The organism is Conservatibacter flavescens, assembly GCF_002795425.1.
GTDB lineage: Bacteria > Pseudomonadota > Gammaproteobacteria > Enterobacterales > Pasteurellaceae > Conservatibacter > Conservatibacter flavescens.
Map to the genome: position 1 here is coordinate 246,600 of NZ_PHHA01000003.1, position 18,459 is coordinate 265,058.

Below are 18,459 nucleotides of genomic sequence, written 5' to 3' on the forward strand. Positions count from 1 at the left end.
AAACTGCACTGGGTCACCATTGAAATTTTTCTTTTACTAATTCAGGTAGTTTACCTTTTCAAGCCATAGATTGCCAGCCCTATGAAAATATGTCAATTTCGCATAATATATGCCTTAAGCGAGGATATTATGAGTACAGCATATTACATTGGAATTATGTCCGGCACGAGTCTAGATGGCGTAGATTTGGCTTTAATGGATTTTGGACAATCAGAACCGCGATTTGTTACCGCAGATTTTGTTCCCATGCCGGAAAATTTACGTAAAAAACTGACCGCACTTTTACGTACTGGTGAAGTTAATTTACAACAATTAGGCGAGATTGATCATCAGTTGGGTCTGCTGTATGGGGACTGTGTGAATCAATTTTTAGTCAAACAACAGCTGCCCCCCGAGTCTATTATCGCGATAGGGTGTCATGGACAGACCATTTGGCATGCGCCACAGGGGAATTTTCCTTTTACATTACAAATTGGCGATATGCATCTTTTGGCGGCTAAAACGCAGATTACGGTGATTGCAGATTTTCGTCGCAAAGATATGGCTTACGGTGGACAAGGCGCGCCATTGGTTCCGGCATTTCATCAAGCATTATTTGCAGATGAAACACAAGGCACGGTAGTATTAAATATTGGTGGGATCAGTAATGTTTCTTGTCTCATACCCAATCAGCCTGTTTTAGGCTACGATGTTGGGCCAGGTAATACTTTGTTAGATCAATGGATTGAAAAACATCAACAGCAACGCTATGACAAAGATGCAGCTTGGGCGCGAACAGGACAAGTTTGTCATCAATTGTTAGCGGATTTGCTCGACGAACCGTTTTTCCACTTGGCTCCCCCTAAAAGTACAGGAAGAGAATTGTTCAACCTTTTATGGTTGGAAAAAAAACTACAAAAACATACCGCACTTTTACCACAAAATGTTCAAGCAACACTTGTTGAGTTCACTGCACAAAGTATTGTGAATGCGTTGATGACGATTCATACATCGTTGCCTTGTCGTTTATTAGTCTGTGGTGGTGGAGCAAGCAATCCATTATTAATGGAGCGCTTAATAGCGTTATTACCACAATGGCATGTCACAACGACAGAGGCATTTGGCTTGCACCCCGATGATGTGGAAGCTGCCGCATTTGCTTGGCTAGCGTATCAACGTTTGCAAGGGTTGCCATCAAACTTACCTAGCGTGACAGGTGCGCAGCGAACCGTTAGTTTGGGGGCGATTTTTCCTAAGCCTTAGAGACAGGGATTAATGCACTACTTGGTATAAGCGATAACATACCATGCCTGTGGTTTTTTCTTTTAATAATCGCCAATTAGCCGGTGTGGTGAGGGGCTGAACCTTTTCGGTTTCCACATAAATTATGGCATTATCCGCTAACCAATCATGTTGCTGGAGTAGTTGAATGGCTTGTTCCGTTAGTCCTAAATGAAAGGGTGGATCAAGGAAAACAATATCAAAGTGCGGTGTGTTTTTTGCAAGTTTTAAGAAGTCCAAGCTATTTTGCTGGATCACTTTTCCTTGTTCAGGTGAACAATTCAAGGTCGCGAGATTTTGTTTTAATTGGTGGACTACGCGGGCATCTAATTCAACAAAGGTGACACTTTTCGCGTGGCGCGATAATGCCTCAAATCCTAATGAACCACTACCGGCAAAACAATCTAAACAATGTGCATCAATAATATAAGGCATCAACCAATTAAATAGGGTTTCTTTAACCCGATCCCCCGTTGGTCGCAAACCCTCGCGGTTTAAGACCGGCAGTTTTCGCCCACGCCATTTTCCAGCGATAATACGGACTTCACCCTTATTGTTTGAAATTTGGTTGGAATGGTTTTTTTTCATGTCGGATATGCAAATAAATGATAATATAAGCATATTTTAGTCTATTTTAAGATTTTGAGCTATTGTTCAAGCGGAAAGGTAGTATATGTCAGAGAAGAAAAAAGGTTTTTGGTCTTGGCTAGGCTTAGGCAAGCAGAAAGAAGAGAATGTTGTAGAAGAACGCGTTGAGGAAACACAAGAAGCAGAATTGCCTGTTGAGGCAGAACAGGTTGATTCAGAGCCTGAGTCGCATGAATCTACAACGCAAGCGGATGTTGTGCCAGAACTGACAGAGGTTGTGGAAAATTTTGCGAAAGAAGAAACGCAGCTTATTTTAGAAGAAAATGCGACGGCGCTTGAGCCTATAGAACTTGAACAAGTGTTGCCAGAGCCTACTGAAGAGGACGTGAAGTCAGCCAGTGTCGAGGTTGTAGAAAGTGCGGTCGATATTGAACCACTTTTTTCAGAAGAGGAAGAAGCCTCTGAGGTTGTAGCGCCTCAAGAGATGTCTAGTGATACCCAAGAGAAACCCAGTGAAGGTGGTTTTTTTAGTCGCTTAGTGAAAGGATTGCTCAAGACTAAACAGAATATTGGGGCGGGCTTTCGCAGTTTATTTCGGGGCAAAAAAATTGATGATGAGTTGTTTGAGGAATTAGAAGAACAGCTATTGATCGCGGATATTGGTGTGCCGACTACCAATAAGATCATTCATAATTTAACGCAACATGCTAGCCGTAAACAATTACAAGATGCGGATTTGCTTTATCAGCAATTGAAAGTTGAAATGTCTGAGATTTTAAAGCCAGTAGAACAGCCGTTAGTGATTGATCACAATAAAAAACCGTATGTCATTTTAATGGTGGGTGTCAATGGTGTGGGGAAAACAACGACTATTGGTAAGCTTGCTCGTCAATTTCAGTCTCAAGGGAAATCTGTTATGTTGGCGGCCGGAGATACCTTTCGTGCGGCAGCGGTGGAGCAATTGCAAGTTTGGGGCGAACGTAACCATATTCCAGTGGTTGCTCAAAGTACAGGATCTGATTCGGCTTCAGTCATTTTTGATGCCATGCAGTCTGCAGCGGCACGTGGCACAGATATCCTGATTGCGGATACGGCAGGACGTTTGCAAAACAAAAATAATCTGATGGACGAGTTGAAGAAAATTGTTCGGGTGATGAAAAAATATGATGAAACCGCCCCACATGAAATTATGCTCACGCTTGATGCTGGAACTGGGCAGAATGCGATTAGCCAAGCAAAAATCTTTCATGAGGCTGTAGGCTTAACGGGGATTAGCTTAACTAAACTAGATGGTACTGCCAAAGGCGGTGTCATTTTTGCGATAGCTGACCAATTTAATTTACCGATTCGTTATATCGGTGTGGGTGAAAAAATCGAGGATTTACGCCAGTTTAATGCTGACGAATTTATTGATGCCCTTTTTGTACAGGAAGAAGAATAGAGTAACGCTATGATTAGATTTTCAAATGTCAGCAAAGCCTATTTAGGCGGTAAACCTGCATTACAAGGGCTGACTTTTCATTTGCCTGTAGGCAGTATGACTTATTTAATGGGGCATTCTGGTGCAGGGAAAAGTACCTTATTGAAATTGATTATGGGAATAGAGCGTGCGAATGGGGGGAATATTTGGTTTAACGGCCATGATATTACCCGTTTAAATAAGCACGAAATTCCTTTTTTACGCCGTCAGATTGGTATGGTACACCAAGATTATCGCTTATTATCTGATCGTTCTATTTTGGATAATGTGTCTTTGCCGTTAATTATTAGTGGTATGCATCCTCATGAAATCAAGCGCCGCGCTTCAGCTGCCTTAGATCGGGTGGGATTACTCAATCGAGCAAATCATCTACCTATTCATCTTTCAGGGGGCGAGCAGCAACGCGTGGATATTGCTCGTGCTATTGTGAATCGTCCGCAGCTGTTATTGGCTGATGAACCAACGGGTAATCTTGATGAAGCCTTATCCTTAGATATTTTTTCCTTATTTGAAGAATTTAATCGTGCCGGCGTGACCGTGTTAATTGCTACTCATGATCGTGCATTAGTTCAACAGAAACCCAAACCTTGCCTTATTCTAGAGCAAGGGCATTTACGTTATTAGGAACCGGTTATGAGTCGTCGTATTGATGCACCATTTTGGTTGCAAATGCAGTATGTATTCCGTTCTGTTTGGACGGATTTAATGAAGAAAAAGTTTGGCACATTGCTGACGATTTTAGTGATCACTGTATCGTTAACAATTCCAACGGTAAGTTATTTATTGTGGAAAAACACGCACTTAGCCGCGACACAGTTTTATCCTGAAAGTGAATTGACTGTGTATTTGCATAAAAATTTAAGTGAAGAGGATGCAAATAGTGTGGTCGAAAAAATTCGCGCTCAAGAGGGGGTGGAATCATTAACTTATATTTCACGCCAAGAAAGCCTTAACCAATTTCGGTCATGGTCGGGGTTTGGCGAAGAATTAGATATTTTGGACGATAACCCTTTACCAGCTGTTGTTATGATTACACCAACAACGGAATATAATGAATTATCCAAACGGAATACCTTGCGAGAAAACTTAAATAAAATTAAAGGTGTACAAGAAGTTCGTTTAGATAATGATTGGATGGAAAAATTAACGGCATTAACTTGGTTGATTGCGCATGTGGCGATTTTTTGCGCTGTACTAATGACGCTTGCAGTATGTTTAGTGATTGCTAACAGCATACGATCAGATGTGTATAGTAGCCGCGCGGATATTGAAGTCACGAAATTACTGGGGGCGACAGAACAATTTATTTTACGCCCTTTTCTGTATACCGGCGTGATTTATGGTTTTCTTGGCGGGTTATTTGCCTGTTTATTAAGTAGCCTTTTAATTGGGTATTTTACGAGTGCAGTTCAATACGTCACGGATATTTTTGCGGTGAAATTTATGCTTAACGGGTTAAGTTTTGGTGAAGTATTGTTTTTATTAGTGATTTGTTCGGTTGTGGGTTATGCCTCCGCATGGATTTCCGCCTCTCGACACATTAATGAATAGGAGATGCTATGCAGACTTTACAACCTTTCCATACTTTTTCTTTGCCGGCCAAAGCAAAAAATATTGTAAAAGTTACCGCACTTTCAGCGCTTCGCTCTCAGTGGTTGGCATGTCAGCAACAAAATGAGCCAGTCCTTTTTCTAGGGCAGGGTAGTAATGTGTTGTTTTTAGACGATTTTCATGGCACGGTGTTTATTAATCACTTACGTGGTATTGAGCATAAACAAGATGACCAATTTCATTATTTGCATGTGCAAGGGGGTGAAAATTGGCATGGGTTAGTGGAGTGGACTTTACAGCATGGCATCGGAGGATTAGAGAATCTGGCGTTAATCCCCGGTTGTGTTGGCACAGCCCCTATTCAAAATATTGGCGCATATGGTGTGGAATTTAAAGATGTATGCGATTATGTGGATATCATGAATTTACACAATGGCGAACAATTTCGTTTAAATGCACAGGCCTGCCAATTTGGTTATCGAGAAAGTATTTTTAAACATCAATATCGTGATGGGTATTTTATTTACGCGGTCGGATTGAAACTCGCTAAGCAGTGGTCTCCTGTGTTAGGTTATGGTTCATTATCAACCTTTGATCCCAATACGGTGACGGCTCAGCAAGTTTTTGACGAAGTCTGTTTAGTTCGACGGACAAAATTACCTGATCCCAATATATTGGGTAATGCAGGGAGCTTTTTTAAAAATCCAGTGGTGGAGGCTAAATTAGCAGATGCGCTTAAACAAGATTATCCTAATATGCCTTATTTTCCCCAGCATGATGGAACAGTAAAATTAGCGGCAGGTTGGCTCATCGATCAATGTGGATTAAAAGGATTTCAAATTGGTGGCGCAGCCGTACACCAAAATCAAGCGCTTGTTTTAGTCAATACCGGTCATGCCACAGGTTCCGATGTGGTTGAACTTGCCCATCATGTCCGCCAATGTGTTGCGACAAAATTTAATGTTTGCTTACAACCTGAAGTCCGTTTTATTGGTCTAAGGGGAGAAATCGATAGTGAACAAGCCATTAGTTAAGGAGTAAAGATGGATTTTAAACAAATATTGACAACATTACCGACGGTAGATCATTTAAGTGGCTTAGACATCGTAGATGTTAACCAACAAGTTATCCACCACATTCCAGCCATTGAGGGAAAATTGGGATCGTTACGGGTATATTATGCCCTGGCTTTAGCATTTTCAGGTCAATTGGACCGCACTTCGGCAGAAAAAGGTTTGGCCTTATTTGCGGAGCACACCCTTGATGCAAAAGCGAATATAGGCAAACATCCAAATATTGATTTCTTATTTAATGTGATTGATAAGTCGTTGAATTATCGGTTAATAGCCGTTGAAAAATAGTAAAAGAGCGGTCAATTTTGACCGTTTTTTATTATACGAATAATTGTCAAATAAACGCATTGCCAAACAAGAACGGCGAGTATCGTTCCTATCCAGCATACAGCAAGTCTAACATGTATTAAATTGAAGTAGAGAGACGATAGATTTTGTTATTTTTTTGTTATTTCTATCACGCTTTCAATTTTTCTCAACGACACATGAGAATTTGTGTATTCCTCTCAACATAATATTCCTCTATGGTATGCCTATCAATCAAAGTCATTATTGTTAGGGGTTTTATTTATGTTATTAAAAGACAAAGTTGCAATTATTACGGGAGCCGCTTCTATTCGAGGCTTAGGGCGCGCCACCGCAGTGTTATTTGCTCAACAAGGGGCAAAAGTGGTGATTGCTGATTTAGATGAACAAGCATCGATTAATGCTGCGAAAGCATTACCTGGTGAAGGCCATTTAGGCGTTGCGATAAATGTGGCTGATGAGGCTCAGGTTCAGCAGGCGATGGAAAAGATTTTGGCCAAATATGGACGCATTGATGTATTGGTCAATAACGCGGGTATTACACAGCCATTAAAAGTGATGGATATTCAATCGGGTCATTATGATGCGGTTTTAGATGTGAGTTTGCGTGGTACATTGCTGATGTCTCAGGCGGTTATCCCCTCTATGCGTAAACAGAAATCAGGCAGTATAGTGTGTATTTCATCTGTATCGGCCCAGCGTGGTGGCGGTATTTTTGGTGGTCCACACTATAGTGCAGCAAAAGCGGGGGTATTGGGTTTGGCTAAAGCGATGGCTCGTGAGTTAGGAAATGATGGTATTCGGGTAAATTGCATTACACCTGGTTTGATCCAAACGGATATTACACAAGGTAAATTATCTGATACACAAAAAGCCAATATTATTGCAGGTATTCCTTTGAATCGATTGGGAGAGGCAATTGATATTGCCCGCGCCGCCCTGTTTTTAGCGAGTGATTTAGCTTCTTATTCAACAGGAATCACATTAGATGTGAATGGTGGAATGCATATGCATTAATCGGAATGAAAGAGGTGACTACAATGACTGATATTTCAAAACTTAAGCAGCATGCGTATCACATTCGACGCTATGCATTACAGATGGGAGAAGTACAAGGGCAAGGATATGTCGGACAGGCATTAGGTTATGCAGATGTATTAGCGACAGCTTATTGCCATGCTTTGAACATCGATCCTAAAAATCCGGAATGGGAGGAGCGGGATTGGTTTTTATTGTCCCATGGTCATTATGCTATTGCGCATTATGCAGCATTGATGGAAGCAGGGATATTGGATCCTAAAGATATCGCTGCGTATGGTTCTGATGATAGCCATTTACCCATGTCAGGTATGGCGGCTTATACACCGGGTATGGAGATGTCTGGCGGTTCATTAGGACAGGGTTTGTCTATTGCGGTGGGGATTGCGTTAGGGCTAAAACAAACAGGTAAAACAAGTTTTGTGTATAACTCCATGTCTGATGGTGAGCTAGACGAGGGTTCAACATGGGAGGCGGCTATGTCTGCGGCGCACCATAAGTTAGATAATTTAATCTGTTTGATTGATGTGAATAATCAGCAGGCGGATGCGCCTTCAAAAGAAGTTTTGAATTTTGAACCGTTAGTGGAGAAATGGTCTGCCTTTGGTTGGTATGTTCAGCGGGTTGATGGCAATGATTTACAGGCGGTGTATCAGGCGTTTAATCAGGCAAGAGAGTATGAACATCAACAACCGCGAGTGATCATTTTCGATACATTAATGGGGAAAGGGGTGCCATTCTTAGAACAGCGTGAGAAGAATCATTTTATTCGAGTTGAAGCGGAAGAATGGGCGTTAGCAATGAGTTTATTAGATGAACGGTATGGTCGGGAGAATTAATGATGTCAGCAACCAAGAAAAAATTAACAACCTCTGCCATGATAGCTTCTATCGCAAGTGAGGGACAGGAAACGATTTCAGCGCCTTTTGGACATGCTTTAGTTGAAGTTGCAAAGAAAAATGCGAATATTGTTGGATTAACCGCAGATTTAGCCAAGTATACAGATTTACATATTTTCAGAGATGAGTTTCCACAGCGTTTTTATCAAATGGGAATGGCTGAACAATTATTATTGGCTTCTGCCGGTGGTATGGCGAAAACAGGTTTAGTCCCGTTTGTGACAAGCTATGCCGTATTTGCGACAAGACGTGCATTTGATTTTATCCATCAGGTAATCGCAGAGGAACATTTAAACGTTAAGATTTGTGCCGCATTGCCGGGATTGACAACGGGATATGGACCGAGTCATCAAGCTTGTGAAGATTTAGCGTTAATGCGTGCTATTCCCAATATGATGGTGATTGATCCTTGTGATGCAGTAGAAATAGAACAGATAGTGCCGGTGATCGCAGAATATCAAGGACCGGTGTATATGCGTTTATTACGTGGTCGAGTGCCGAAAGTATTAGATAAATACAATTATCAGTTTAAGCTGGGAAAAGCACAATTAATCAAAACCGGAAAAGATGTGTTATTTGTGAGTACGGGCTTGATGACAATGCGAGTATTAGAGGCAGCAGAGGCGTTGGAAAAAGAGCAGATTGATGTAGGTGTATTACATGTGCCGACGATTAAGCCATTAGATACGGAAACGATTTTGAAAGAGATTGGAAGTCAACCGAATCGCTTAATTGTCAGTGCAGAAAACCATACCATTATTGGTGGGTTAAGTGAGGCTCTGTCTCTCACCTTGATGAATAATGGTTTAGGACAGATTAATTATAAGCAAATTACATTACCGGATGCGTTCCTTGATGCTGGTGCATTACCAACATTACATGAGCGCTACGGGATTTCATTAGACAGAATTTGTACGCAAATTAAGCAATGGCTTAAATAATCAAGATTGATCGCTCAATCGTAGATCACGATGACTAACACAGTAGGAGACTATGTATGAAATTGAAAAAACTGCTTTTCTTGTCCGCTTCTCTTTTTGCGTTGATGACGAGTTCTGCCTATGCCACCACGCATATGCGTTTAGCGCATAGTGCGGCAGCGGGTAATCCAAAAGATTTAGCTTCAATTAAATTTGCAGAATTAGTTGAACAATATACTGAGGGGCGAATTAAAGTGGATGTTGGGGGGAATTCACGTTTTGCTGATGATGCAGAAGCATTAACGAATATGCGTTTAGGGACATTAGAATTTAGTGCAAACTCTCAAGGAACAACATCAGGGATTGTGAAAGAATTTGCATTAATTGGATTGCCTTTTCTTTTTAAAGATTTGAATCATACATATAAAGTGATGGACGGTGCGGTTGGTGAAGAGTTAAATCGCTATGCTCGTCAAAAAGGGTTAGAGGTATTGGCGATTTGGGATAATGGTTTTAGACATACGAGTAATAATGCACATCCCATCTTAACGCCAGAGGAGATGAAAGGATTGAAAATTAGAACTCCGCCGGATCCGATGACGTTGGATATTATGAGAGCGCTAGGCGCAAACCCTGCACCGTTGGCATTCTCTGAATTATACATTGCTTTGCAACAAGGCGTATTTGATGGTCAAGAGAATCCGTTAATGAATATTTATTTTTCTAAATTATATGAGGTGCAGAAATATATTAGTTTAACTGGCCACACCTACCAAACAACGCCTTTATTAGTGAGTAAACGCATTTGGGATAAGCTGTCTGAGCAAGATAAAGATGCGGTGAAACGAGCCGCAGAAGAAGCGAAAAATTATAATCGACAGCTTTCTATGCAATCAGATAGTGAGTTAACGGGCAAATTACAAGAACTTGGTGTGAAAATTAATGAAATTAATCAAGCTCAATTTGTGGAGGCAACAAAACCCGTTTATGACAAATGGACAAAAACAAATAAAGCATTTGCTCAATTATTGTTGGATGAAGTTCAAAAGGCGGCACAATGATTAGAACTCAAGGGAACTTGAGCAATATGGAAAAGGGTATTTTGAAAAATACCCTGTATATTGATAAATGTATTACCGCTGTTTCCATTATTGCCGTGATTTTATCCATTATAGCGATTTTTGCTTCGTTATTATTGGAAGTATTTGTGCGATATTTTACGAGTGAAAGTCTTGGCTGGCCACATGAGATGCCGAATTTACTGTTTCCTTGGTTTGTCATGATGGGGATTGTGTTGGCTGCACAAAAGGGCATGCATGTCAGTGTGAATATTATTCCCTCATTTCTTAATGTATCCATGAATAAGGTGCTGTTCATATCGATAAACTTATTAGCTGCGGGTATTTTTATGTATTTGACTTGGTTGAGCTTTGAAGTGATTGAGATCGTCGGAGAGGAAACCTTTCCGGTGACGAATATCAGTTCCAGTTGGGCTTATTTGTCAATGACAGTAGGATTTTTGAGTTTAGCCATAACCGCATTAACAACGGTTATTCGTGTGTTTTATACGGATAGCGAACCCAGTAGCGTTAGACAAATGGCGGAGGATAAGTCATGACAGTATTTATGTTGCTGATTTTCTTTGTTCTTTTGGTGTTAGCCATGCCAATAGGTTATGCATTGATTATGAGTTCGGGTTTTGCCATTATTTTAACGAATGAAATCCCGTTAATTGTTGCAGTGACTAAGATTTTTCAACCGACACAAAGTTTCCCATTATTAGCGATTCCGTTTTTTATTCTATCAGGGAATATTATGATGGGCGGGAAGCTGGGAGAACGGTTAATTAATTTTGCGACCGCTCTAGTGGGGCGTCGTAATGGTGGATTAGGGCAAGTGACCGTTGTTGGGTGTACAGTATTTGGCGGGGTTTCCGGTTCTGCAGTAGCAGAAGCCTCTGCACTAGGATCTATGATGATTCCATGGCAAAAAAGAGAAGGATACCCACCGGCATTTAGCGCAGCTGCCGTCGCGGCTTCCTCTGTTATTGCTGGCTTAATTCCGCCCTCTATCGCATTAATTCTCTATGCGGTTGTCGCTAATCAATCAATTGCCGCGCTATTTATGGCAGGGGTATTGCCTGGGTTATTACTTTGCTTCGGATTTCTTATTGTTTGTTCTTTATCAGGGCGTTTGAGACAATTTCCTAAATTAACAGAAAAAATGACGTGGTCATATTTATTGCTCGTCTTTTTGAAATCTTTACCTGCTTTAATGATGCCTGTGTTTATTGTCGTTTTATTGCGCGCAGGTATTGCGACACCAACAGAAGTGAGTATTATCGCGGTAACTTATGGTGCGGTGGTGAGCGCCTTGATTTATCGAGATATGACATTAGCGCGTTTATATAAAGCGCTGGTTCATACCGCAATAACCACAGGTGTAGTCATGCTAGTGATTACTTCCTCTAATTTGGTGGGTTATATTTTAACAGTTGAATCCGTCCCGACTTTAGTCGCTAATTGGGCATTAGAAACCTTAAAGAACCCGCTATTAATTATTTTAATGTTGAATCTTATTATGTTGTTGCTTGGCATGTTTCTTGATCTCCCGGCAGCTATTTTACTATTGGGACCCACATTTGTGTCTATTGCGCAGGCAATCGGATTAGATCTTGTGCAATTAGGTGTCATGATGGCGGTGAATTTAAGTATAGGCCTCTTTACGCCACCGGTGGGGACAACGCTCTTTATTGCGACTGCGATTTCAAAAGAGCCTATGGGACGTGTCGCAAAAGAATTATTACCATTTTATCTTGTATCATTATTGGTTTTGATAATGATGTCTTATCTTCCGAGTATGACCATTTATTAAGTCATTGATGAATGTGTTAGCATGGAACGCTAGCACATTTATTACTTTTCATGTCAATATCATAACAATAAAAATTGATTGTAAGACAACATAATAAGGACCATGTATGTCGACTTATAAAAAAGGGTCTATTCCACCAATAAAATCTATTCAAGCATTCGAACAAGTTGCACATTGGGGCAATATTGTGAGTGCAGCAGAAGCATTGAATATTACGCCGTCTGCCGTGAGCCATCAAATTGCCACACTGGAACATTTCTTAAATAAAAAGCTGTTCTTTCGAACGGGAAGAGGCATGAAGCTCACGGATGTTGGATTACAGTATTTTGAAAATATTTCTGGGGCATTACATGCAATGAGTGTTGCCACAACAGATATTATTGAAAGGCAAGAGCAAGAAACCTTACGTATTCATACCGCCCCAACCTTTGGTCTGCTTTATTTGCTTCCTCGTTTAGAAAAATTTAAAAAGCATTATCCAGAATACCAAATTAATATTGATTGCTCATATGAAAATATACAATTTAATTTGGCACAAATTGATGTGGATATTCGTTATGGGAGCTTTTCTTGGAAAGGGCTACATGCAATTCCGGTGAAAAATGAATATGCGGTTGTATTCGCTCATCCGGAGTTTGTGAAAAAACATCAAATCCGTAAACCCATAGACTTATTACAACATGATCTCATTCGCTCACAATGTATGATTATGCAGTGGAAGCAATGGTTTGCATATCACAATATTCAAACGGAAGATTTGTCTTATGCTTTCAGTTTTGATCGCTCTTATATGAGTTTTGAAGCAGCGAAACAAAATTTAGGTATTATTATAGAAAGCAGTTTGCTTGCCCAGTCTTATATTCAATCGGGAAAACTGGTTCCGGTATTTGGAGCAGATTTTATGGTTCCGATTAATGCGCATTATATTGTTTTTCCTCATTCATATAAGAAATATCGAAAAATACAATGCTTTGTTGATTGGTTAACAGAAGAGCTGGAATTCAGTAAAGAAGCACATTGCTGACTAAGTCATCAATTATGTTTTTCGTCTGTTTAATCTGTCGTCAAAGCATGCTCTACAATAGGCTATACCTGTGATTGAATAAAATGCTGTAATTCAGAATAAGAAACGGCGCCATCTGTGGCGGATAAAGAAAATAAATTAAAATAAGCAAGACCATGTCCTAATTTTAATGTTTCCTCCAATGGCATATTGTTATGCAAACCATATAGCACTCCAGCACAAAACGCATCGCCGGCGCCGAGTGTGCTAAGAATGTTGCGCTTATCCACCCAATAGGAAGGCACAACCACTATTTCTTGAGCATTATAAGCGACGGCTTGTTGAGGGCTATGGATAATAACGGTATTTTTCACGCCAAGTTGATAAATAATTTTGGCTAAATCAGTCAGGTTTCTCGTATTTTTATTGGCCAAAATACAGGCTTCAACATCGTTAATAATCACAAAATCAATATACGGTAAAATCGGGCGAATCTGTTCCTGAAAAATAGCAGAGTCCTGTACTGAGACTAAATCAATTGAAATCGAGAAGCCACTTTCTTTTAATCGATGTAGCGCAGAGGTTAAGATATCTTGCTGAAGCAGTGCTGGCAGTAAGGGGAGATAAGCAATATGCGCAATTTTGGCAGAGCAATGAATTTGTGCTAAATTGTAGGGTAGTGTTTATTTTTGCATAAAAGAAAGATAAAAAATTTGCGCGAAAAAAATAGCGTGGAAGGGCTTATTTATTGGGATTGTGTTTTTTTGGGGTGGAAATGTATGCAAAAATTAATGATTTTTAAAATGAGCAAAAATAGTAAAAAATTGCACAAATTTTTGCATAAAATGAGCAGTGAATAGAACGGTTTTAAAATGATTTTAAACTGTTTTTAAATGGCTAAGATGGCGTAATAAACTATTCTTATTTGTGGGCTTTTTTGTTTTCTAACGTGCGGATAAGAGCGTTTACTTCGGCCTTATCTTCGCAGGTTAGGTTCTCGTTGTTGTTAACTTCACACCCCACGTTCGTGGTGGCGTTGTCTCCGTAGTTTACCACAATATTACCGTGATTCATTATTTGTAATGACATTTCGTCATTGGTATTGTTTGATTTTGTTTGGCTGTTATCGTTAAAAAATTTAAGAATTGAGTGTTTATCCATTGTTCTTCCTAAGCTACTAATTTTATCATATCTACAATTTTTTCGTTTGCGCTTTCTTCGTTGAGCAATTCATAAATCATCCACACCATTTGGGCTTTTGCTTTTGGTTTCATGGTTTTGTGGGTTATCTCTAGTATTTCCTCTAGTGTTTCAATGGCGGTAAGTAGTCGCATTTTACTGACTTCTACGCAATCTCTTTCCTTTTGGGCTAAATTAAGCGGTAAAGCTGTCTTAATAACTCTATCAGTTGGTAATTCTGTGGGCTTCGTGATAAAGCCTAACGCATTTTGTACGCTTTCAGGTAAAGAAGAATAGTGATATTCAAATGCAACTCCTTTTTTGCCTTTTATTTGTCGTTTTAGCCAGTTTTCTTTAGTCGCCTTTCTAGTGATATTCGTAGCTTGATTAGGTAATTCTCCCTTTCCAATCAATTCAAAAGCACTAAACCATTCTTTATTTTGATATGAATTCATAATAACACCTTGAAAATTCATATTGAATTCAAAAGATTAAAATAAATTTATTTTAAATTCAATTAGTTATAAAAATAATCGCGATATTTGTGAATTCTTTTGAATTCATATATTGATTTTAAAAGGAATTCACTATATTATGCATTCAATAGTTAAGTGGTTTACACCATTTAACTAGATTGAGTAGCTAGTTAAAGGATCTCACAAAATGAGTAGAAAGAAAAGATCTCAAGATATGACTAATCATGAAATTCGAGGTGAGCTAATGAAAAAAGGTAAAACATTTGCTCAATTAGGAATTGAAAACGGGTTAGCTAAAACAACTGTTCGCAATGCTTTAGATAAACCTTATCCAAAAGGAGAGAAAATTATTGCAGATGCGTTGGGGTTAAAACCGGTTGATATATGGCCTTCTCGCTATTTATAGAGGTGGTTTATGAAAGAGTGGTTTTCTCCTAAAGAGGTTTCTGGATTAGGAGGTTTACCAAGTAATCCAAGTAATCTTACAAGGAAAGCGACTAAGGAAAACTGGCAGAAACGGCAAATTCAAGGTGTAAGAGGAGCAGCTTTTGAATATCACTTTACCAGCCTCCCCCTTGAAACCCAAAAACAGTTAAGAGTGAAATTTGCCTCACAAATGTTGGCAAATAAACCGAAAGCACCGCTTTCGGTGGAGCGTGAAAATTTGGATTTAAAAGCTTGTAAGGCAAAGCAAATATCAATTGCAGACGCAAGAATGGCAGTGGCCAGTTACTTTTTAACCATTGAAGGAACTGAAAAAGGCAAGCGTCGCGCATTAATGATGCAATTTTGTGACCAGGTGAAGTTAGGCGAGTTGCCTGATGAGCTGATGAAAATGGTTGCCTTAGGCAATGCCAAACCAAGAAAGAAAATTTCCTTGTCTGTCCGCACTTTGTATGAATGGGTGCTGGAATATGAGAAGGCAGAAACGCCAACCGAACGGCTGAAAGCCTTAGTACCCACAGGGCTGGGGCGAAAAGCGAGAGATTGGGAAAGTGCAGCGTGGTATCGGGATTTTCTGCCCTTTTACCAAACAATGACTGGGGTTTCGGTTACGCACGCTTATAAGCGATTTGTTGAAGCCTATCAAGGGGACGTGCCAAGCCTATCGCAAGTGCGACGAATGATGGCAAAAACGCCTGAGATTGTTTTACAACGTGGGCGATTAACAGGAGCTGCGTATAAAGCGAAATTGCCGTTTACTCGCCGAGAATGGGATGTTTTAGGCTTGTTTGAGGTGTATGTGGGCGACGGTCACGGCTTTAAAGCCAAAGTGCGACACCCTGACCACGCACACGGCTTTCAGCCTGAGGTTACAGCAATTGTAGATGGTCGCACCCGCTATGTGGTGGGTTGGAGCTTAGCGAAATCGGAGAGTGTGATTGCGGTGGGCGATGCGTTGCGACATAGCATTGAACGATGTGGGCTGCCGTTGGTGTATTACTCAGATAACGGTGGTGGTGAGAAAAATAAACGACTTGATTGTGAGGTAACCGGTTTGTTTTCTCGGCTTGGCATTACACATGCCACAGGGATTGCGGGCAATCCACAAGGGCGAGGCATTGTGGAGCGACTTTGGAAAAGCACGTTAATTCCGCTGGCTCGGGAGTATGAAACAGCTGTTACAAAATCGGTGGATAAAAGTTCGGCACATTTAATTCATCGCAAAATTGAAAGTGCAGTGAATGCGATTGAAAAGGGCAAGGAGTTGAGTGCGGAACAGGCTCGCTTTTATAACAAAATGCCACGCTTTGAGGTGTTTATTACCGATGTTGAGCGGGTGTTTGAGGAGTATAACCGTACACCGCACAGCGAATTACCGAAAAAGGCGGATGGCACACATTTTAGCCCGTTTGAGTATAAGGAGTGGATTTTAGCCAATGAAAAACCGCAGTTGCGGTGGTTAACAGAGTTTGAGCTTGAGCTGTTATTTCGCCCTGAGGAAATTCGTACTGTTAGTCGCGGGTTGGTGGAATTGCATACAAATACTTACTTTAGCACAGCACTAGCAGAATATCACGGCGATAAGGTGCGAGTAGGCTTTGATATACACGATCCGAGTTATGTAATAGTAAAAACAATGGACGGGCGTTGGATTTGTCGAGCAGAACTTGACGGCAATAAACGGGCTGCATTCTCGCAAAGCTATATGGAACAAGCAAGAGAGAAATCGGTACGCACAGCGAATAAGCGATTACAAACGAAGATTGACCGTAATAATAAGGAGTTAAACCCTGTTAGAACGATTGAAAATCAGCCTGATTTTAGCTTTGTCCCAGTACAAAAAACAGCAAAACAAGCAATGCCAATTTTCTTAACCGAAGCAGATAAAGAAGATTGGGAACGTAAACAACAGAAAGCCTTTGGCTAGGGATTGATGATGAAAAACCAAGAATTAAAAGATTTTATGACAGCCAAAGGGCTGCAACAAAAACAAGCGGCACAGTTGTTAGGTGTGTCGGTGACGACTGTGAGTTTGTATTTAAAAGGTCTATATAACGGGGATGTGGAAAACCTTGATAAAAAGGTGGACGAGCTGATTGCCCGCTCGAAAGAGAAGGTGTTAGAGGCGAAGTATAACGCTGAATTTGTGCCAACGTTGGCAGCGCGTCGCGGGATGAATATTATCCGTTATGCCCACGTTGATGGCGATATTAGCGTGATTTACGGGGCAGCAGGGTTAGGAAAAACCAAAATGTTGAAACAGTATGCCGAAGAAAATAGCTCCGCCATTTTGATTGAGGTTGATCCAAGTTGTACACCTAAAGTGCTATTGAAAAAGATTGCCGAAGCGATTGGGGCAACCACACGAGGGGTGAATAACGAATTATTAGATGGGATTAAAAGCAAGTTAGAGGGCTCGGAAATGGTGCTGTTAATTGATGAGGCAGAATTACTTTCAACCCGTTCCCTTGAGTTTATCCGCCGTATTCACGACTTGAGCGGGGTTGGTGTGGTGTTGGCTGGTATGCCTCGCTTATTGATTAACTTAAAAGGCAAAAACAATGAACTTGCCCAGCTTTATAGTCGAGTGGGGTTTGCATTAGATCTTGGTAATGCTTTGCCTGATGAGGATTTAGCCTTGTTAGCCTCTAGTGCAATGGGGACAGATGAATTTAACGAGTTATTAGTGAAAGCTAGTCACGGCAATGCCCGCCGATTAAGCAAGTTAATTCGCGGAGTGGTGCGAAGTGCAGAGATTAGTGGCACAGCGATTAACAAAGCGGTAATTGAAGAATTTGCCAAAATGCTGATTAGTTAAGGTTAGTTAAGGAGGAAACATGAAAAATAAACAGATTTATGCAGTGTATAAGGGAGAAAAATTTATCTTTGACGGAACAGTGGAAGATGTTGCAGAGACATTGGGAATCAAAGTGGCAAGTGTGAGAAAGCTTGCTACACCAAGTCAGCAAGCTAGAAGCAAAACAGGCATAACGATTGTGAAATTAGGGGCTGAGGATGACGCAGATGAAAGTGTATAGCGAATTTGCAGGGCGAGCGCTCAATAAAGAGACCAAAGCGGTTTATGAAGCAACAGTAAAACTGGAGCTTGCAATGTTGGAATGTGAAGAAATGGATCTTGAGGTAACAGGTGTGGAATGGGGAGGTGGTTATCAGCCAAGAATTATTTTAAGAGAAAACGATAAAACCAAACGTTTCGTGGAAAATGGCTCTGCGCAGATGTTTGGTGTGAAAACAAAGGCAGGCGTGCGTTATGACTTTTATCAAATGCACGTTCGGGGGGTGAAATGTATTTGGGAAGGTAAGCAAAATTACTCTAACGAATTAAAACAGAAATTTAACCACTAGGA

22 protein-coding genes are annotated in these 18,459 nt (G+C 40.5%); 18 read left to right on the plus strand and 4 right to left on the minus strand.

What is annotated here, in order from left to right; all coding sequences use genetic code 11:
- The first annotated feature begins 129 nt into the window (after positions 1-129).
- A complete protein-coding gene (locus tag CVP05_RS03075; protein WP_100288101.1) occupies positions 130-1,242 on the plus strand; it encodes an anhydro-N-acetylmuramic acid kinase in 1,113 nt (370 codons plus the stop codon).
- Between the two features lie 9 nt (positions 1,243-1,251).
- Here the strand turns inward: CVP05_RS03075 and rsmD are convergent, their stop codons facing one another.
- Positions 1,252-1,848, minus strand: a complete 597-nt coding sequence (rsmD, locus tag CVP05_RS03080) for a 16S rRNA (guanine(966)-N(2))-methyltransferase RsmD (protein ID WP_100288102.1) — start codon at positions 1,846-1,848, stop codon at positions 1,252-1,254.
- A gap of 85 nt (positions 1,849-1,933) precedes the next feature.
- Between rsmD and ftsY the strand changes: the two genes are divergently transcribed.
- The 12 genes from ftsY (at position 1,934) to CVP05_RS03140 (ending at position 13,013) form a co-directional block, all read left to right on the plus strand.
- Positions 1,934-3,289, plus strand: a complete 1,356-nt coding sequence (gene ftsY, locus CVP05_RS03085; RefSeq protein ID WP_100288103.1) for a signal recognition particle-docking protein FtsY — start codon at positions 1,934-1,936, stop codon at positions 3,287-3,289.
- Between the two features lie 9 nt (positions 3,290-3,298).
- Complete coding sequence (ftsE, locus tag CVP05_RS03090) at positions 3,299-3,952, plus strand: cell division ATP-binding protein FtsE (protein ID WP_100288104.1); 654 nt, start codon at positions 3,299-3,301, stop codon at positions 3,950-3,952.
- Positions 3,953-3,961: 9 nt separating this feature from the next.
- Positions 3,962-4,879, plus strand: coding sequence for a permease-like cell division protein FtsX (gene ftsX / locus CVP05_RS03095; RefSeq protein ID WP_100288105.1), 918 nt, complete (start codon positions 3,962-3,964; stop codon positions 4,877-4,879).
- A gap of 8 nt (positions 4,880-4,887) precedes the next feature.
- A complete protein-coding gene (gene murB / locus CVP05_RS03100; RefSeq protein ID WP_100288106.1) occupies positions 4,888-5,913 on the plus strand; it encodes a UDP-N-acetylmuramate dehydrogenase in 1,026 nt (341 codons plus the stop codon).
- Between the two features lie 9 nt (positions 5,914-5,922).
- A complete protein-coding gene (locus CVP05_RS03105; RefSeq protein ID WP_100288107.1) occupies positions 5,923-6,240 on the plus strand; it encodes a DUF2322 family protein in 318 nt (105 codons plus the stop codon).
- Positions 6,241-6,522: 282 nt separating this feature from the next.
- Entirely contained in the window at positions 6,523-7,275 is a 753-nt protein-coding gene (locus CVP05_RS03110) for an SDR family NAD(P)-dependent oxidoreductase (RefSeq protein ID WP_100288108.1), read from the plus strand.
- A gap of 23 nt (positions 7,276-7,298) precedes the next feature.
- Positions 7,299-8,135, plus strand: a complete 837-nt coding sequence (locus CVP05_RS03115; RefSeq protein ID WP_100288109.1) for a transketolase — start codon at positions 7,299-7,301, stop codon at positions 8,133-8,135.
- Entirely contained in the window at positions 8,135-9,136 is a 1,002-nt protein-coding gene (locus CVP05_RS03120; RefSeq protein WP_207761341.1) for a transketolase family protein, read from the plus strand. The genes CVP05_RS03115 and CVP05_RS03120 overlap by 1 nt, the downstream gene beginning before the upstream one ends.
- 56 nt (positions 9,137-9,192) lie before the next feature.
- Positions 9,193-10,176, plus strand: coding sequence for a TRAP transporter substrate-binding protein (locus tag CVP05_RS03125; protein WP_100288110.1), 984 nt, complete (start codon positions 9,193-9,195; stop codon positions 10,174-10,176).
- Complete coding sequence (locus tag CVP05_RS03130) at positions 10,173-10,733, plus strand: TRAP transporter small permease (RefSeq protein WP_207761342.1); 561 nt, start codon at positions 10,173-10,175, stop codon at positions 10,731-10,733. Before CVP05_RS03125 ends, CVP05_RS03130 begins: the two co-directional genes overlap by 4 nt.
- Complete coding sequence (locus CVP05_RS03135; protein WP_100288111.1) at positions 10,730-11,989, plus strand: TRAP transporter large permease; 1,260 nt, start codon at positions 10,730-10,732, stop codon at positions 11,987-11,989. The genes CVP05_RS03130 and CVP05_RS03135 overlap by 4 nt, the downstream gene beginning before the upstream one ends.
- Before the next feature lie 106 nt (positions 11,990-12,095).
- Complete coding sequence (locus CVP05_RS03140; protein ID WP_100288112.1) at positions 12,096-13,013, plus strand: LysR substrate-binding domain-containing protein; 918 nt, start codon at positions 12,096-12,098, stop codon at positions 13,011-13,013.
- Between the two features lie 62 nt (positions 13,014-13,075).
- Here the strand turns inward: CVP05_RS03140 and CVP05_RS03145 are convergent, their stop codons facing one another.
- The 3 genes from CVP05_RS03145 to CVP05_RS03155 all read right to left on the minus strand — a co-directional run bounded on the left by CVP05_RS03145 (position 13,076) and on the right by CVP05_RS03155 (position 14,626).
- The gene (locus CVP05_RS03145) at positions 13,076-13,651 is read right to left on the minus strand and encodes a PfkB family carbohydrate kinase (protein ID WP_100288113.1); all 576 of its coding nucleotides are present in this window, start codon (positions 13,649-13,651) and stop codon (positions 13,076-13,078) included.
- Positions 13,652-13,913: 262 nt separating this feature from the next.
- Positions 13,914-14,153, minus strand: coding sequence for a hypothetical protein (locus CVP05_RS03150; protein ID WP_100288114.1), 240 nt, complete (start codon positions 14,151-14,153; stop codon positions 13,914-13,916).
- Between the two features lie 8 nt (positions 14,154-14,161).
- Positions 14,162-14,626: a DNA-binding protein gene (locus CVP05_RS03155; RefSeq protein WP_100288115.1), complete on the minus strand. Its 465-nt coding sequence runs from the start codon at positions 14,624-14,626 to the stop codon at positions 14,162-14,164.
- A gap of 208 nt (positions 14,627-14,834) precedes the next feature.
- Here CVP05_RS03155 and CVP05_RS03160 point away from each other — a divergent pair, with 208 nt between their 5' ends.
- The 5 genes from CVP05_RS03160 to CVP05_RS03180 are packed head-to-tail and all read left to right on the plus strand — an operon-like array spanning position 14,835 to position 18,457.
- Complete coding sequence (locus tag CVP05_RS03160; protein ID WP_100288116.1) at positions 14,835-15,053, plus strand: helix-turn-helix domain-containing protein; 219 nt, start codon at positions 14,835-14,837, stop codon at positions 15,051-15,053.
- Positions 15,054-15,062: 9 nt separating this feature from the next.
- Positions 15,063-17,018, plus strand: a complete 1,956-nt coding sequence (locus tag CVP05_RS03165) for a Mu transposase C-terminal domain-containing protein (RefSeq protein ID WP_100288117.1) — start codon at positions 15,063-15,065, stop codon at positions 17,016-17,018.
- Between the two features lie 9 nt (positions 17,019-17,027).
- Entirely contained in the window at positions 17,028-17,909 is an 882-nt protein-coding gene (locus CVP05_RS03170; RefSeq protein ID WP_100288118.1) for an AAA family ATPase, read from the plus strand.
- A 19-nt stretch (positions 17,910-17,928) separates the two neighbouring features.
- On the plus strand, positions 17,929-18,129 hold the full coding sequence (locus CVP05_RS03175; protein ID WP_100288119.1) for a hypothetical protein: 201 nt from the start codon (positions 17,929-17,931) through the stop codon (positions 18,127-18,129).
- Entirely contained in the window at positions 18,116-18,457 is a 342-nt protein-coding gene (locus CVP05_RS03180) for a hypothetical protein (protein WP_100288120.1), read from the plus strand. The genes CVP05_RS03175 and CVP05_RS03180 overlap by 14 nt, the downstream gene beginning before the upstream one ends.
- Positions 18,458-18,459 lie beyond the last annotated feature (2 nt).

Coding starts and splice junctions, on each gene's coding strand:
- ftsY (WP_100288103.1), top strand. CDS start 1,934: ATGTCAGAGAAGAAAAAAGGTTTTTGGTCTTGGCTAGGCTTAGGCAAG.
- CVP05_RS03165 (WP_100288117.1), top strand. CDS start 15,063: ATGAAAGAGTGGTTTTCTCCTAAAGAGGTTTCTGGATTAGGAGGTTTA.
- rsmD (WP_100288102.1), bottom strand. CDS start 1,848: ATGAAAAAAAACCATTCCAACCAAATTTCAAACAATAAGGGTGAAGTC.
- CVP05_RS03155 (WP_100288115.1), bottom strand. CDS start 14,626: ATGAATTCATATCAAAATAAAGAATGGTTTAGTGCTTTTGAATTGATT.
- CVP05_RS03150 (WP_100288114.1), bottom strand. CDS start 14,153: ATGGATAAACACTCAATTCTTAAATTTTTTAACGATAACAGCCAAACA.
- CVP05_RS03110 (WP_100288108.1), top strand. CDS start 6,523: ATGTTATTAAAAGACAAAGTTGCAATTATTACGGGAGCCGCTTCTATT.
- CVP05_RS03105 (WP_100288107.1), top strand. CDS start 5,923: ATGGATTTTAAACAAATATTGACAACATTACCGACGGTAGATCATTTA.
- ftsX (WP_100288105.1), top strand. CDS start 3,962: ATGAGTCGTCGTATTGATGCACCATTTTGGTTGCAAATGCAGTATGTA.
- CVP05_RS03175 (WP_100288119.1), top strand. CDS start 17,929: ATGAAAAATAAACAGATTTATGCAGTGTATAAGGGAGAAAAATTTATC.
- CVP05_RS03135 (WP_100288111.1), top strand. CDS start 10,730: ATGACAGTATTTATGTTGCTGATTTTCTTTGTTCTTTTGGTGTTAGCC.
- CVP05_RS03120 (WP_207761341.1), top strand. CDS start 8,135: ATGATGTCAGCAACCAAGAAAAAATTAACAACCTCTGCCATGATAGCT.
- CVP05_RS03115 (WP_100288109.1), top strand. CDS start 7,299: ATGACTGATATTTCAAAACTTAAGCAGCATGCGTATCACATTCGACGC.
- murB (WP_100288106.1), top strand. CDS start 4,888: ATGCAGACTTTACAACCTTTCCATACTTTTTCTTTGCCGGCCAAAGCA.
- CVP05_RS03075 (WP_100288101.1), top strand. CDS start 130: ATGAGTACAGCATATTACATTGGAATTATGTCCGGCACGAGTCTAGAT.
- CVP05_RS03125 (WP_100288110.1), top strand. CDS start 9,193: ATGAAATTGAAAAAACTGCTTTTCTTGTCCGCTTCTCTTTTTGCGTTG.
- CVP05_RS03130 (WP_207761342.1), top strand. CDS start 10,173: ATGATTAGAACTCAAGGGAACTTGAGCAATATGGAAAAGGGTATTTTG.
- CVP05_RS03140 (WP_100288112.1), top strand. CDS start 12,096: ATGTCGACTTATAAAAAAGGGTCTATTCCACCAATAAAATCTATTCAA.
- ftsE (WP_100288104.1), top strand. CDS start 3,299: ATGATTAGATTTTCAAATGTCAGCAAAGCCTATTTAGGCGGTAAACCT.
- CVP05_RS03180 (WP_100288120.1), top strand. CDS start 18,116: ATGAAAGTGTATAGCGAATTTGCAGGGCGAGCGCTCAATAAAGAGACC.
- CVP05_RS03170 (WP_100288118.1), top strand. CDS start 17,028: ATGAAAAACCAAGAATTAAAAGATTTTATGACAGCCAAAGGGCTGCAA.
- CVP05_RS03160 (WP_100288116.1), top strand. CDS start 14,835: ATGAGTAGAAAGAAAAGATCTCAAGATATGACTAATCATGAAATTCGA.